This is a genomic window from Stappia indica (assembly GCF_009789575.1).
GTDB lineage: Bacteria > Pseudomonadota > Alphaproteobacteria > Rhizobiales > Stappiaceae > Stappia > Stappia indica_A.
In genome coordinates this window covers 3,608,724-3,623,098 of sequence record NZ_CP046908.1, presented here as the reverse complement: position 1 = coordinate 3,623,098, position 14,375 = coordinate 3,608,724, and the positions used below count along the sequence as shown (strand labels likewise).

At 68.1% G+C, this 14,375-nt stretch carries 13 protein-coding genes; 4 read left to right on the top strand and 9 right to left on the bottom strand.

Annotated features, from left to right (window positions below; genetic code table 11):
* Positions 1-2: 2 nt before the first annotated feature.
* The 9 genes from deoC to GH266_RS16870 form a co-directional block, all read right to left on the bottom strand.
* Positions 3-779: a deoxyribose-phosphate aldolase gene (deoC, locus tag GH266_RS16910; RefSeq protein ID WP_158194868.1), complete on the bottom strand. Its 777-nt coding sequence runs from the start codon at positions 777-779 to the stop codon at positions 3-5.
* Positions 772-1,584 carry a purine-nucleoside phosphorylase gene (locus tag GH266_RS16905; RefSeq protein WP_158194867.1) on the bottom strand — a complete coding sequence of 271 codons (813 nt, stop codon included), beginning with the start codon at positions 1,582-1,584 and terminating at the stop codon, positions 772-774. The genes deoC and GH266_RS16905 overlap by 8 nt, the downstream gene beginning before the upstream one ends.
* Entirely contained in the window at positions 1,581-1,991 is a 411-nt protein-coding gene (gene cdd, locus GH266_RS16900; protein ID WP_158194866.1) for a cytidine deaminase, read from the bottom strand. Before cdd ends, GH266_RS16905 begins: the two co-directional genes overlap by 4 nt.
* A gap of 22 nt (positions 1,992-2,013) precedes the next feature.
* Positions 2,014-2,982: an ABC transporter permease gene (locus GH266_RS16895; RefSeq protein WP_158194865.1), complete on the bottom strand. Its 969-nt coding sequence runs from the start codon at positions 2,980-2,982 to the stop codon at positions 2,014-2,016.
* Positions 2,983-2,995: 13 nt separating this feature from the next.
* A complete protein-coding gene (locus GH266_RS16890; protein ID WP_158194864.1) occupies positions 2,996-4,102 on the bottom strand; it encodes an ABC transporter permease in 1,107 nt (368 codons plus the stop codon).
* Positions 4,099-5,637 (bottom strand): ABC transporter ATP-binding protein, encoded by a 1,539-nt coding sequence (locus GH266_RS16885; RefSeq protein WP_158194863.1) that lies wholly within the window; start codon positions 5,635-5,637, stop codon positions 4,099-4,101. The genes GH266_RS16890 and GH266_RS16885 overlap by 4 nt, the downstream gene beginning before the upstream one ends.
* A complete protein-coding gene (locus tag GH266_RS16880; protein WP_158194862.1) occupies positions 5,634-6,629 on the bottom strand; it encodes a BMP family lipoprotein in 996 nt (331 codons plus the stop codon). Before GH266_RS16880 ends, GH266_RS16885 begins: the two co-directional genes overlap by 4 nt.
* A gap of 79 nt (positions 6,630-6,708) precedes the next feature.
* The gene (locus tag GH266_RS16875; protein ID WP_158196266.1) at positions 6,709-7,701 is read right to left on the bottom strand and encodes a BMP family lipoprotein; all 993 of its coding nucleotides are present in this window, start codon (positions 7,699-7,701) and stop codon (positions 6,709-6,711) included.
* Positions 7,702-7,737: 36 nt separating this feature from the next.
* Positions 7,738-8,688: a sugar-binding transcriptional regulator gene (locus GH266_RS16870; protein WP_158194861.1), complete on the bottom strand. Its 951-nt coding sequence runs from the start codon at positions 8,686-8,688 to the stop codon at positions 7,738-7,740.
* Positions 8,689-9,306: 618 nt separating this feature from the next.
* On the opposite strand from GH266_RS16870, the gene GH266_RS16865 reads away from it, so the two are divergent.
* The 4 genes from GH266_RS16865 to hrpB all read left to right on the top strand — a co-directional run bounded on the left by GH266_RS16865 (position 9,307) and on the right by hrpB (position 14,353).
* Entirely contained in the window at positions 9,307-10,179 is an 873-nt protein-coding gene (locus GH266_RS16865; RefSeq protein WP_158194860.1) for a DUF1194 domain-containing protein, read from the top strand.
* A 216-nt stretch (positions 10,180-10,395) separates the two neighbouring features.
* Complete coding sequence (locus tag GH266_RS16860) at positions 10,396-10,806, top strand: methylglyoxal synthase (RefSeq protein WP_280524832.1); 411 nt, start codon at positions 10,396-10,398, stop codon at positions 10,804-10,806.
* On the top strand, positions 10,806-11,861 hold the full coding sequence (gene glk / locus GH266_RS16855) for a glucokinase (protein ID WP_158194859.1): 1,056 nt from the start codon (positions 10,806-10,808) through the stop codon (positions 11,859-11,861). The genes GH266_RS16860 and glk overlap by 1 nt, the downstream gene beginning before the upstream one ends.
* Positions 11,858-14,353, top strand: coding sequence for an ATP-dependent helicase HrpB (gene hrpB / locus GH266_RS16850; protein WP_158194858.1), 2,496 nt, complete (start codon positions 11,858-11,860; stop codon positions 14,351-14,353). The genes glk and hrpB overlap by 4 nt, the downstream gene beginning before the upstream one ends.
* Positions 14,354-14,375: the final 22 nt, after the last annotated feature.

Below are 14,375 nucleotides of genomic sequence, written 5' to 3'. Positions count from 1 at the left end.
GGTCAATATCCTTTGGCGGTGGTCGGCTCGCGCCCGTCGAGCGCGGCAAGCAGGGCATCGAGCAGGCCGCTCGCGCCGAAGCGGAAATGCGAGGCGGCCACCCAGTTGGCCCCGAGAATGCGGTCGGCGATCGCGATATACGCGCCCGCGTCCGCGAGCGTCCGGATGCCGCCGGCCGGCTTGAAGCCGATTTCCGGGCCGCCCTCGCGGCGGATCTCCTCGATGACGGTGAGCATGATCTCCGCCGCCTCCAGCGTGGCGTTGACCTTCACCTTGCCGGTCGAGGTCTTGATGAAGTCGGCACCGGCCGAGATCGCCAGCAGCGAGGCAGCGTGGATGAGCAGCGGGTCGCCGATCTCGCCGGTCTCCAGGATGACCTTCAGCAGCCGGTCGCCGCAGGCCTCGCGCACCTTGCGGATCTGGGTCTCGGCAAAACCGCGCCGACCGTCCAGAAAGGCGCGATAGGGCATGACGAGGTCGATCTCGTCGGCGCCGTCGGCAATCGCCTGGCGGGTCTCGGCCAGGACGGCCAGCGTGTCGTCGCCGCCTTGCGGGAAGTTGACGACGGTGGCGGTGCGAACGCCGGAGCCGGCGAGCAGGCTTGCGGCCTGGACAACGAAACGCGGCCAGATGCAGACCGCCGCGACTGGGCCATGGGGCGTGGCCGCCCGGGCGCAGAGCGCGTCGATGTCGGCGGTGGTGCAGGCCTCATCCAGATTGGTCAGGTCGACCAGCGGCAGCGCGCGCTGCGCCAGCTCGGCAGGTGTCATGTCAGGCATTTCCAAGATCCTTGACGAAGCGGCGGATCAGCCGCTTCAGCGCGTCGACGGCCATCAGTGCGGTCGACTTGGTTTCCTCGTGCGACAGGCCGTGCGCCTGCAGGCCGGCGCCATAGTTGGTGATGGTCGAGATCGCGGCAACGCGCAGGCCGAGATAGCGGGCGAGGATCACTTCCGGCACCGTCGACATGCCGACTGCATCCGCTCCCAGCAGTTTCGCCATGCGGATTTCCGCCGGCGTCTCGAAGGAGGGGCCGGAAAACCACATGTAGACGCCTTCGCCCAGCGCAATCTCCTCGTCCTTGGCAAGCGCCCGCAGACGGGCACGGAAGTCGGGATCGTAGGCGGCGCTCATGTCGAGAAAGCGGCGGTCGCTTTCCTCGCCGATCAAGGGGTTGAGGCCGGACCAGTTGATGTGGTCGCTGATCAGCATCGGCGTGCCCGGCGCGAACTCCTGGCGCAGGGACCCGGCCGCATTGGTCAGCAGCAGCGTGTCGCAGCCGAGCGCCTTCAGCGTTTCCAGCGGCGTGCGCATGACATCGGCGCCGCCCCCCTCGTAGTAGTGGGCGCGGCCGGACAGGACCACCACCGGCACGTCGCCGAGGCGGCCGGCAATCAGCTCGCTGCCATGGGAGGAGACCGAGGAAACGGGAAAGCCCGTCAGCTTGGAATAGGGAATGCGCACGGCATCCTCGACCTCGTCGGCCAACTGGCCGAGGCCCGAGCCCAGCACCATTCCGACGCGGTAGTCGCCGGGTCTTGCGGCGCGGACCATCTCCGCGCATTCCGGCCCGTAGCCGCTCATATGTCCCTCTCCTCGTCATTGAGAACGAACCGGGCCGGCAGCAGGTCCGCCATGGTCAGCGTGCGGCGCAGCCCGGTGTCGTCGCAGATGTGAACCGGCACATCGTCGCCGGCGAATTCGGCAAGTCTCTGGCGGCAACCGCCGCAAGGGGTGCACAGCGCCGCCTTCGCGGTGACCAGCACCTCGACCACGTCGCCCGGCCGGCCGCCCGCGGACACCATCGCGCCCAGCGCGCTGGTCTCGGCGCACCAGCCTTCGGGAAAGCTGGCATTTTCCACATTGCAGCCGGCGAAGATGCGCCCGTCGCGTGTGACAAGGGCAGCCCCGACGCGAAAGCCGGAATATTTCGCATGCGCATTTTCGCGGGCCGCACTGGCGGCGGCAAACAACTCGTCGAAGCGGCTCATGTCGTCCTCGTTGCCGTTGCGCTCAGCTGCGTTCCTTGACATAGGCGGTGCCGCCGGCGCGCGGCGGGACCGCCTTGCCGATGAACCCGGCAAGCAGCACCACGGTCAGAATGTAGGGAAGGGCCTGGATGGCCTGCACCGGAACCTCGCCGATGCCCGGCACCTGCTGGCCCTGCAGGCGGATCGCCACCGCATCGAGGAACCCGAAGAGCAGGCAGGCGAACATCACCGGCACCGGCTTCCACTTGGCGAAGATCAGCGCCGCGAGGGCGATGAAACCCTTGCCGGCCGTCATGTTGGCGATGAAGCTCGCCGACTGGCCGATGGAGAGATACGTGCCGGCAAAGCCGCACAGGATGCCCGTGCAGATCACCGCGCGATAGCGCAGCCAGGTGACGGAGATGCCGGCCGTATCGACCGCGCCAGGATTCTCGCCGACTGCGCGCAGGCGCAGGCCGAAGCGTGTGCGATACAGCACCCACCACGAGAAGGGCACGGCAAGGAAGGCGGCGTAGACGAGGATGTTGTGGCCGGACAGGAGCTCCGAATAGAGCCCGCCGATCACCGGGACGTCGCGCAGCTCCGCGGCGAAGGGCCATGTGACATCTCCGAAGCGGCCGTCTCCCGTTACCGACGGCGTGCGTCCGCCCTGGCCGAACCAGGCCTGGCCGAGCAGCGCCGTCAGGCCCAGTGCCAGGAAGTTGATGGCGACGCCGGAGACGATCTGGTTGCCGCGATTGGTGATGCAGGCAAAACCGTGCACCAGCGCCAGCGCCACCGAGACGAGAATGCCGGCGGCAAGGCCGATCCAGGCAGAGCCGCTGAGCACTGCCGCCGTGCCGGCGGCAAAGGCTGCGCCCAGCATCTTGCCTTCCAGCCCGATGTCGAAAATGCCGGAGCGCTCGGAATAGAGCCCGGCAAGGGCTGCCAGCAGCAGCGGTGTGGACAGGCGTGCGGTGCTGTCGAGCACGAAGATCAGGGTTTCGAACATCTTTCCCCTCCCCTCACGCTGCCGGAGCCGGCCGGGCGGCCAGCACCCCGAAGATGCGCAGCAATACCGGGCGGAACATATGCTCCAGCGCACCGGCGAACAGGATCACCAGCCCCTGGATGACGACGATCATGTCGCGGGTGATCGTCGGCATCTCGAAGGCCAGTTCCGCACCGCCCTGGTAGAGCATGCCGAACAGGACTGCGGCGAAGACGATGCCGACCGGATGCGCACGTCCCATCAACGCGACCGCGATGCCGACGAAGCCGTAGCCGGACACGAACTCGATCAGCAGCCGGTGCTGCGAACCCATGATCTCGTTGATCGCCATCATGCCCGCGAGACCGCCGGACATCAGCATGGTGACGACGGTAATGCGCAGCGGCGAAATGCCGGCATAGACGGCGGCGACGGGATTGGCGCCGAAGGTGCGGATCTCGTAGCCGAGCCGGGTGCGCCAGACGACGATCCACACCAGAAGGCAGGCGGCGAGCGCGAGCAGGAAGGAGAAATTCACCGGCGCGGATCCGAAATCGGTGCCGGGCAGCACGTCCTGCAGCAGCGGCAGGCGGCCGCCGCTCTCGAAGGTCCGGGTTTCCGGCTGCATCGACCCGCGCTTCGACAGGAGGTTGACCAGCAGGTAGACCATCAGCGAGGCGGCGATGAAGTTGAACATGATCGTGGTGATCACGACATGGCTGCCGCGCTTGGCCTGAAGGAGCGCCGGGATGAAGGCCCAGGCCGCGCCGAAGGCGGCAGCTCCCAGTACCGCGAAGGGAAGCGTCACCCACCAGGGCACATATCGGTCGAGCGCCAGACACGCCAGGGCGACGCCGAGGCCGCCCAGATACGCCTGGCCCTCGCCGCCGATGTTGAAGAGGCCCGCATGGAAGGCGATGGCCACCGCAAGGCCGGTGAAGATGAAATTGGTCGCGTAGAACAGGGTGAAGCCGATGCCCTCGTTCCAGCCGAGCGAGCCCCAGACCAGAACCTTGACCGCCTCGACCGGGTTCTCGCCAATCAAGAGCACCACCAGGCCCGAGACAAGGAAGGCTGCCGCGACATTGAGCGCCGGCATCAATCCGTAGTCGACCCAGCGCGGAAGCTGTCCCGCCGTCATTCCGCCGCCTCCTGTCCGCTGGCGCCCGCCATCAGCAGGCCCAGCTCGCTTTCCGCCGTTTCCGGCGCGCGCTCTCCGACCACCTGACCGTCGAACATGACGAGCACCCGGTCGGCCAGTGCCCGGATCTCGTCGAGCTCCACCGAGACCAGCAGGACGCCCTTGCCCGCATCGCGCAGGGCGACGATGCGCTTGTGAATGAACTCGATGGCGCCGATGTCGACGCCGCGCGTCGGCTGGCCGACGAGCAGGATGACCGGATCGCGCTCGATCTCGCGCGCCAGCACGATCTTCTGCTGGTTGCCGCCGGAGAAGTTGGCGGTCTTCAGCATGCAGTCGGCCGGGCGGATGTCGTATTTTTCGATCTCGACCTTCGCCACCGCGCGGATGCGGTCGAAATCGAGGAATGGCCCGCGCCCATAGGCCGGGTCGCGGTGATAGCCGAGAATGGCATTCTCGCATTCGGGAAAGCGCGTCACCAGCCCCATGCGGTGGCGGTCTTCGGGCACATGCGCGAGCCCGAGTGCACGCATGGCGGCAGGGTCTGTGCCGCCCTGCGCAAGATCCACCCGCGTCCCGTCGACCGTGACGATGCCCGACGTCACCGCACGGATGCCGGCAATCGCCTCCAGCAGCTCGGACTGGCCGTTGCCGGAAACGCCGGCAATGCCGACGATCTCGCCGGCCCGCACCTCCAGCGAGACATTGCGCACGACATCGACGCCGCGCGCATCGCGCACCGTCAGGTTCTCGACGGTCAGCACCGGACGGCCGGGCGCGGCCGGACCTTTCTCCACTTCCAGCAGGACACGGCGGCCGACCATCAACTCGGCAAGCTCGCCCATCGAGGTCTTCGACGTCTGGCGGGTGGCGACGATCTCGCCGCGCCGCATCACGGAGACCTCGTCCGTCACCGCCATGATCTCGCGCAGCTTGTGGGTGATCAGCAGCACCGTCTTCCCCTCGTCGCGCAGCACGCGAAGGATGCGGAAGAGATGATCGGCCTCCGCCGGGGTCAGAACGCCGGTCGGCTCGTCCAGGATCAGGATGTCGGCGCTGCGGAACAGCGCCTTGAGGATTTCCACCCGCTGTTGCAGGCCGACGGGAAGGTCCTCGATCAGCGCGTCGGGATCGACCTTGAGGTCATAGTCGTCGGCAAGGCGCTTCAGCTCCGCTCGCGCCTTCGACACACCGCCGGCAAGAAGCGCACCGCCCTCGGCGCCCAGAATGATGTTCTCCAGCACGGTGAAGTTCTCCACCAGCATGAAATGCTGATGGACCATGCCGATGCCCAGCGCGATCGCCGCCTGGCTGGAGGGGATCGAGACCTTACTGCCATCGACGCGGATCTCGCCGGAATCGGCGTGATAGAAGCCGTAGAGGATCGACATCAGCGTCGACTTGCCGGCGCCGTTCTCGCCGACGATGCCGTGGATGGAGCCCTTGCGGACCTTCAGGTGGATGTCCTTGTTGGCGTGGACCTGTCCGAAGCGCTTGTCGACGCCGACGAGTTCGATGGCAAGCTGGTCGCTCACAGCGGGCACTCCCCGTCGCTGGCCGCGTCGTGCACGGTGATCGTGCCGCCGGCGATCCGCGCGGCTGCCTCGCCGGCCGCCGCCTCCATCTGCGCGGTGACGAGCGCGCGGTTGTTGTCGTCGATCACCCAGTCCATGCCGCCCTCCGCAAGGCCGAGCACCTCGATGCCCGCGCTCCACGTGCCCGCCTGCGCGTCGGCGAAATTGCGGTAGACGGCGACATCCACGCGCTTGCGGATCGAGGTGAGGATGCGGCCCGGATGGAGGCCGTTCTGGTTGCTGTCGGTGCCGATGCCGAGAACGCCGGCATCGGCCACGGCCTGAAGGACCCCGATGCCGGTGCCGCCGGCTGCCTGGATGATCACATCGGCGCCGCGGTTGATCTGGCCGCGCGCAAGCTCCGCGCCGCGGGCCGGATCGGCAAAGGCCGCCGGCGTGTCGCCGGTCATGTTGAAGAGAACGCGGATGTCGGGCGAAACGGATGCCGCCCCCTGCCGGTAGCCGCAGAGAAACCGGCGGATGATCGGAATGTCCATGCCGCCGACGAAACCGATGGTCCCGGTTTTCGAGGCCATCGCCGCCAGCAGGCCGGCGATATACGAGCCTTCATGCTCGCGGAAGACGACCGAGCGCACATTGGGGGCCTCGACCACCATGTCGACGATGGAGAAATCCGTCTGCGGGAAGTCCTTCGCCGCGGCCGCGACGGCAGCAGCCTGATTGTAGCCGATGGCAACGACCGGTTCCGCGCCGCGCGCGGCAAAGCCGCGCAACGCCTGCAGGCTGTCGGCATCGCGCGCGATCTCGAAATCCCGATAGGGGGCGCCGGTCTCGGCAGCGTACCGCTCGGCGCCCCGAAAGGCCGCCTCGTTGAACGAGCCGTCGAACTTGCCGCCGACGGAATAGACCAGGGCCGGTTCACCCATGGCGGGTGTCGCGACAAGGCCAGCCGCAAGGGCGAGAACCGCAACGGTTTTCAGGATAGGCGTCATCACCGCTGTTCCGCGTCGCTCGCCCCGCGATGCGAGGCAGCGCGCGCTGCGGGCAAGGCCCGCAGCGCGCCTTCTCCCGTCAGAACGGGCAGCTCTCGGTCGCCATGTAGTCATGGACGGCGATCTTGCCGGAAATGATGTCGGCCTTGGCCTGGTCGACCGCGGACTTCATCTCCTCGGTGATCAGCGCCTTGTTGTTGTCGTCGAGCGCCCAGTCGACGCCATCCTCGGCAAGACCGAGCGAATAGACGCCCGAGGTCCACTTGCCGTCCTTGGCATCGGTGAAGGCCTTCTCGACCGCAACGTCGACGCGCTTCAGCATCGAGGTCAGCACCTTGCCCGGATGCACGGCGTTCTGGTTGCTGTCGACGCCGATGCCGAGCTTGCCGGCATCCGCGGCGGCCTGCAGGACGCCCAGACCCGTGGCGCCGGCAGCGTGGTAGATCACGTCCGCACCGCGGTCGATCTGCGACTTGGCGAGCTCGCCGCCCTTGACCGGATCGTTGAAGGCAGCGCCGGTCGAACCGGTCATGTTCTCGAGGATCTCGATGTCAGCGTTGGTTTCCTTGACGCCCTGCTTGTAGCCGCAAGCGAACTTGCGGATCAGCTGGATGTCCATGCCGCCGACAAAGCCGACCTTGCCGCTCTGCGAGGCCATCGCGGCGAGCTTGCCGACGATGTAGGAGCCTTCATGCTCCTTGAAGACGATCGAGCGAACGTTCGGCAGATCGACCTTTTCATCGACAATGGCGAACTGGGTGTCCGGGAATTCCTTGGCGACCTTCGTCAGCGCATTGGCATGAAGAAAGCCGATGGCGATCACCGGGTTGGCGCCGCGGCGCGCAAAGTTGCGCAGCGCCTGCTCGCGCTGGCTGTCGTTCTGGATCTCGAAATCGCGATAGTCGATGCCGGTGTCGGCCTTGAATTTCTCGGCGCCGATGAAGGCCGCCTCGTTGAAGGACTTGTCGTTCTTGCCGCCAAGATCATAGACGACCGCCGGCTGGATGTCCTGAGCCAGCGCCGTTCCGGCGAGCAGGACCGCCGCAGCAGCCCCGAGGATCACGCTTTTCATCACCATGACTTACCTCCACCTGTTCTCCCGCCGGCGTCATGCCGAGCGGGCTTGTCTGGTTCCTTCCGCGACGGCCAGGGCCCGGCCCAGGCTCTCGTCGACGATCAGGTCCGTGATCAGCCCCGCGCGCAGCGCTGCACGCGTGGCCTCAAGCTTGCCGAGCCCGCCGGCCAACGCGACGATGCGCGCGCCGCGAACGGCCTCGAAGGGCAGTCCGACCGCCTTGTCGCCGAGCTTGGCCGGCACCAGCCGTCCGTCGCGGCCGATGAAGCGGCCCATCAGGTCGCAGACCGCACCCGTCGCGATCAGGTCGCGCTGCTCCTCGCGCGAGATCAGGTCGCGACTGATGAGATGGCCGTCGTCTTCCACCGAGCCGATGCCGATGACGAAGAGACCGGAAGCGCGCGCACGGTCGAGCAGCGCCTGGACGCTGCGCTGGCCGAGGAACGTGTCGCGCTCGGCAACGCTCTCGGCCAGGTAAGGCACCGGCAGATAGTAGCCCTCGCCGCCCGTGCGCTCAGCCAACTGCTGGACGACGTCGAACGGGTTGGCGGAGAGCTTGCGCGTCAGCGAGCCGGAAATCGAAACGATGCTGAGATCCGGGCGCTGGATGCGGGGCATCATCTCCACCGCAGCCTTCAGCGTGCGGCCCATGCCGACGCCAAGCTGGACGAGCGAGGGATTGCCGAGCAGACTGGCGAGATGCGGACCGGCCACCTCGGCGATGGCCCGGATCGCCGACGCATCGTCACCGCCGCCGATATCGGGCGCGATCAGGCAGGAGGACAGGCCATGGGCGTCCACCAGCACTGCCTCGATCTCCAGGCAGTCGGAGGGGCGATCGGCGATCTGAAAGCGGACGAGGCCGGTCTTCTGGGCATGGGCGATGAGCCGATGCACGCGGGCCGTGGAGATGCCGAGGCGCGTGGCGATCTCGCCCTGCGTCGCGCCGCCGACGAAGGACATCCACGCGGCGCGGATCGCCATGTCTGTTGTCCAGTCGCCTGCCTGCATGCCCGTGCCCGTCGTCCCGCATCAACAGGGACGGCCTTCCGCGCGGCTGCCTGCCGCGTCGGAGTGAGATGCCGGACCCCTCGCCTGTGGCTGAAAATTTCTTCAGCTCTTGAGTTTTCTTTCAATCAGACTGCATGAGCCCTCGCTCAACGTCAAGCACGTTCGCGGAAGAACCGGCTGGGGGCAGGTCCTGGTCGGCAAAATTTGCCGGGTGGCCGGCAGGATCTGCCCAGGCGTGTTGCAGATCGCCGTAATTTGCCGAAAACGCAGGCACGCCCCTCTCACGGAAGACGTTGCGGAAAGCGGGCGGGAACCGCCGGGACGGTTTCTTAACCGGCTGATCGCCATGGGCAATCGGCAGGCGCACAGGGTGCGACTCGGCTTCTGCAGTGCACGCGGCTCGCCCGCCGCAGGACGCGCGCGGTTTCCGTAGCGTCTGGCACGGCTCTTGCTGATCTCTCCCTGTCGCCAGAGCGCCGGAAGGAGGCCGCAGGGGGTGCGGTCGGGAGAGGGAACGGACGCAAGATAAGGCACGCAACGAGGAGCGTCGGACAAGGCGGGAGCCCTTCACCGGTTGAAGGAGTTTCGACCATGTGCGTGCCACGTCTCTCCCTAATGGCAGGGGCCGCCCTGCCGGACCGCATCGCCAGCCCCTTTCTTGCATTCGCCGGCTGGCTCTTTTCCACCCTCGTGATTGCGGGACTTTCCTCAATTCCCGCCGGCGCTGCCGGCAACACCCCGCTGCTCGGCTATGGCTACGACCCGGAGCGCGAGGTCGATGTCGAGCTGGTGCTGGCCGTCGACATCTCCCAGTCGATGGACAGGGAAGAGCAGGAGGTCCAGCGCGCCGGCTATGTTGCCGCCCTTACCTCGCCTCAGGTGATCGACGCGATCCGCTACGGCCCGACCGGCCGGATCGCGGTGACCTACATGGAATGGGGCGGCGCGGGCGAGCAGTTCATCGTCGCCGACTGGTCGGTGATCACCGACGCCCCTTCCGCCGCAGCCTTCGCCGCAAAGATCGCCGAGGCCCCGCTGCGCCAGCGCCAGCGCACCTCCATCGCCTCGGCCCTGTCGCAGGCAACCGCCATGGTCGCCGCCAACCGGTTCGAGGGCCTGCGCAAGGTCATCGACATCTCCGGCGATGGGCCGAACAACCAGGGCGGCAAGGTCGCGCTGTTCCGCGACCAGGCCATCGCCGCCGGCATCACCATCAACGGGCTTCCGCTGATGATGAAGTCGGAGCGCGATGCCTGGCAGTCCCTGCTGAATGTCGACAACTACTATGAGGACTGCGTGATCGGCGGCCCCGGCCATTTCTTCATTCCGGTTCGCTCTCGCGAGCAGTTTGCCGACGCCATCCGCATGAAGCTGGTCCTGGAAATCGCCGGACTGACGCCCGAAACGCCAGTGCTGTACAGGGCGAGCGGGCGCAAGCCGGTGAATTGCGGGCTGTATGATTGAGTCTTTTCCGGCCCTGCCGGCGTCGGCAAGCACGACGGCTTGCGGACGGGCCAGCAAGAGAAGTTGGACAAGGACCGGCTTTCAACCTGGCGCGTAAGCGGGTACATCCTTGGAAAGGATACATATCCGCTTACGCACTGACCTTGAAGACCGAACAGGATCGCCTTGACCGGACCCGCGAGCCCCTTGCCCGAGACCCGTCCCGCCAAGCCCGCGCTGGCGCTGGTCGCCCATGACGCGCGCAAGGACGAGATGGTTGCCTTTGCCCGGGTGCACGAGGACAAGCTCGGCTCCTTCCGCCTGGTGGCGACCGGAACGACCGGCGGGCGCATTCTCGATGCCTGTCCCAGCCTGACCATCGAACGGCTGAAAAGCGGCCCGCTCGGCGGCGACCAGCAGATCGGCGCGATGATCGCGGAAGGCCGCCTGCAGGGGCTGATCTTCCTTGTCGACCCGCTGTCGCCCATGCCGCACGATGTCGACGTCAAGGCGTTGATGCGTCTTGCCCTCGTCTACAACATCCCGATGGCGCTGAACCGGGCGACGGCCGATATCCTGCTGCGCTCGGCGCGCCTTGCCGGCCTCCCCACCACCTCGACAACTCCCGAGATCATACCCCAGGCGTGATGACCCTTTCCCCGCCCAGCCTTCGCGGTTTTCGCTTTCCCGTGCTGGTCGCCGATATCGGCGGAACCAATGCGCGTTTCGCGATGGTCACCGACACCCATGCGGCGACCAGGGTCTACGGCTCGGTGCCGACGGCCGGCTTTCCCGGCCTTGCCGAGGCTGCCATCGCCACGGTGCTGGACCACACCTCGGTGATGCCGCGCACTGCAGTGCTCGCCGTGGCGGGCCCGGTCACCGGCGACCGCATCCCCATGACCAATGCCGACTGGGTGATCGAACCGCTGGAACTGATCCGCCGGCTCGGCCTGGAAAGCGTCGTGGTGCTCAACGACTTCGAGGCGCAGGCGCTGGCGCTGCCGGGGCTGGAAGGCGACGACATCCGCCGGATCGGCGGCGGGACGGCACAGGCGAACGGAGCCAAGGTGGTTCTTGGACCGGGCACCGGTCTTGGTGCCGCGGCGATGATCCACACGGCCGGCACCTGGATCCCGATCCCCGGCGAGGGCGGCCACATGGAACTCGGCCCCGTCTCCGAGGCGGACTACCGGGTCTGGCCGCATATCGAACGGCAGGAAGGGCGGATCGGTGCCGAGCGCATCATCAGCGGGTCCGGCCTGTTGCGGCTGTCGCGGGCCGTGGCGGCGGAGGCAGGGACCGAGCGCGCCTTTGAGCGCCCGCGCGACGTGACCGAGGCAGCCGATGCCGGCGACGAGATCGCCCTGCGCACGATGGACATCTTCGTGCGGGCGCTCGGCCGGGTGGCCGGCGACTTCGCCCTCACCTTCCTGGCGCGCGGCGGCGTCTTTCTCGGCGGCGGCATTCCCGGCCGCATCGACACCTATCTGGCCCATCCCGCCTTCCGCGCCTCCTTCGAGGCAAAGGCCCCGCATTCGGCGCTTCTCGCCACGATCCCGACCTTCCTGATCCGCCACAGCAATCCGGCGCTGGAGGGCCTTGCGAGCTTCGCCCGCACTCCGACGCTCTTTGCGGTGGAGCTTGAAGGCCGGCACTGGAGCCTTGGCGGCGCAACAGGCACTGCCACGCCCCCGGAATGAGCAAGACTGCCGCAATGCGCCCGCCGCTTCCCATCGATGCGGTGCTGCCGGACCTGCTCACAGCGCTGGAGACGCATACTGCCTGCGTCCTGGTGGCCGAGCCCGGCGCCGGCAAGACCACGGTCGTGCCGCTGGCCCTGCTCAATGCGACATGGCGCGGCGACGGGCGCATCATCGTGCTGGAGCCGCGACGTCTCGCGGCCCGCGCTGCCGCCGCCCGCATGGCTTCGCTGCTCGGCGAGGAGGTCGGCGGACGGGTCGGCCTCAGGGTGCGGCTGGAGACGAAAGTCTCGGCCCGCACCCGCATCGAAGTGGTCACCGAGGGTGTCTTCACCCGAATGATCCTGGAGGACCCCGAGCTTACGGGCATTGCCTGCATTCTCTTCGACGAGTTCCACGAGCGCTCGCTGGACGGCGATCTCGGCCTTGCCCTTGCGCTCGATGCGCAAGGAGCGCTGCGCGAGGACCTGCGGATCGTGCCGATGTCGGCGACCATCGATGCGGCAGGCGTCGCCCGCCATCTCGGCGGCGCGCCGGTGATCCACTGCAAGGGGCGCAGCTTTCCGGTCGAGACCCGCTATCTCGGGCGCGATGGCGACCGCGACATCGCGGCTCAAGTGGCATCTGCGGTGCGCAAGGCGCTGGCGGAGGAGACCGGCTCGATCCTCGCCTTCCTGCCCGGGCAGGGCGAGATCCGTCGTGCCGCCGACATGCTCGCCTCCCAACTGCCGGCAGATACCGATCTTGCTCCGCTCTACGGCGCCCTCACCGGAGCCGAGCAGAGTGCCGCCATTCGCCCGGCGGCGAGCAGCCGGCGCAAGGTGGTGCTCGCGACCTCCATCGCCCAGACCTCGCTGACCATCGAAGGCGTGCGCGTCGTCATCGACAGCGGCCTTGCCCGCGTGCCGGTCCATGAGCCGGCAACCGGTCTGACAAGGCTCGCGACCGTGCGGGCCTCGCGCGCCGCTGCCGACCAGCGGCGCGGCCGTGCCGGGCGCATGGAGCCGGGCATCTGCTATCGGCTCTGGGACGAGGCACAGACCGCGTCCCTGCCCGCCGACGACCGGCCGGAGATCCTGGAGGCGGACCTTTCCAGCCTGGCGCTCGACCTTGCCGCATGGGGCGTGAGCGATCCGGTGGCCCTGCGTTTTCCCGACCAGCCGCCGGCCGCCGCCTGGAGCGAGGCGGTCGGCCTGTTGCAGCGGCTGGAGGCGCTCGACGACACGGGCCGGCTGACGGCGGAGGGCGAGCGCATGCGCGCCCTGCCCCTTGCGCCTCGGCTTGCGCATATGCTCGTGCGGGCGGCGGAAACGGGAGAGGGCCGGCTTGCTTGCGAGATCGCGGCCCTTTTGTCCGAACAAGGGCTCGGCGGGCGCTCGGCGGATCTTCGCCACCGCCTTGTCGATTTTCGCCGCGCCCGCGACCCGCGCAGCACCGCCGCTCGCGGCATGGCCCAGCGCTGGCAATCGCTGATCGAAAGGGGGCCGAAGGCGGCATCATCGGCAGCCGGCGACGCGGAGGCGGCAGGCAGGCTGCTGGCGCTCGCCTATCCCGACCGGGTGGCGCAGGCGCAGGACGGGCGCGGCGGCTTCCGCATGGCCAATGGCCGCGGCGGCCGCGTCGACGAGGCCGACCCGCTGGCCCGCGAGCCGTTTCTCGTCGTCGCCGACCTGCAGGGCAACGCCGCGCGCGGACGCATCCTGCTCGCCGCGCCGATCTCGCGCGAGGAGATCGAACAGCTTTTTGCCGGCGAGATCGAGGACGAGGTGCAGGTCGCCTGCGAGGCCTCCGGCTCTGTCAGGGCGCGGCGGTTGCGCCGCTATCGCCGGCTGGTGCTGCGCGAGGCGGTCGAGCCCAATCCCGATCCGGATGCCGTCGCCGCCGCCCTTCTCGCCTTTCTCAAGGCGCGCGGCGCACGTGCCCTGCCCTGGAGCAAGGCCCAGGCGGCCCTGCGCGCCCGCGTCGTGACCTTGCGCGGACTGCTGCCTCCGGCCGAAGCCGAGGCCTGGCCGGATCTTCGCGACGACGCCTTGAGCGAAACCATGGACGCGTGGCTCGGCCCCTATCTCGCAGGGGTGCGCAGCGCATCCGCGCTCGATGCGGAGCTTCTCGGCAATGCGCTCGCGGCCCTGCTGCCGCAACACCGGCTGGGTGAACTCGACCGGCTGTTGCCGAGCCATTTCTCCGCGCCCTCGGGATCGCATGTTCCGATAGACTACGACCGCGAGGAAGGGCCGACTCTGCCCGTGCGGGTGCAGGAGCTCTTCGGCCTCGACCGGCATCCGGCGATTGCGGGGGGCAGCGTGCCGCTGATCCTGGAACTGCTGTCGCCGGCCCATCGGCCGATCCAGATCACCCGCGACCTGCCCGGCTTCTGGCGCGGGTCCTGGGCGGCGGTGAAGGCGGAGATGAAAGGCCGCTACCCCAAGCACCCCTGGCCGGACGACCCGCTGTCGGCGGCCGCGACCAACCGAGCCAAACCGCGCAAGTAGCGCGAGCCTGACCCGGCCGGCG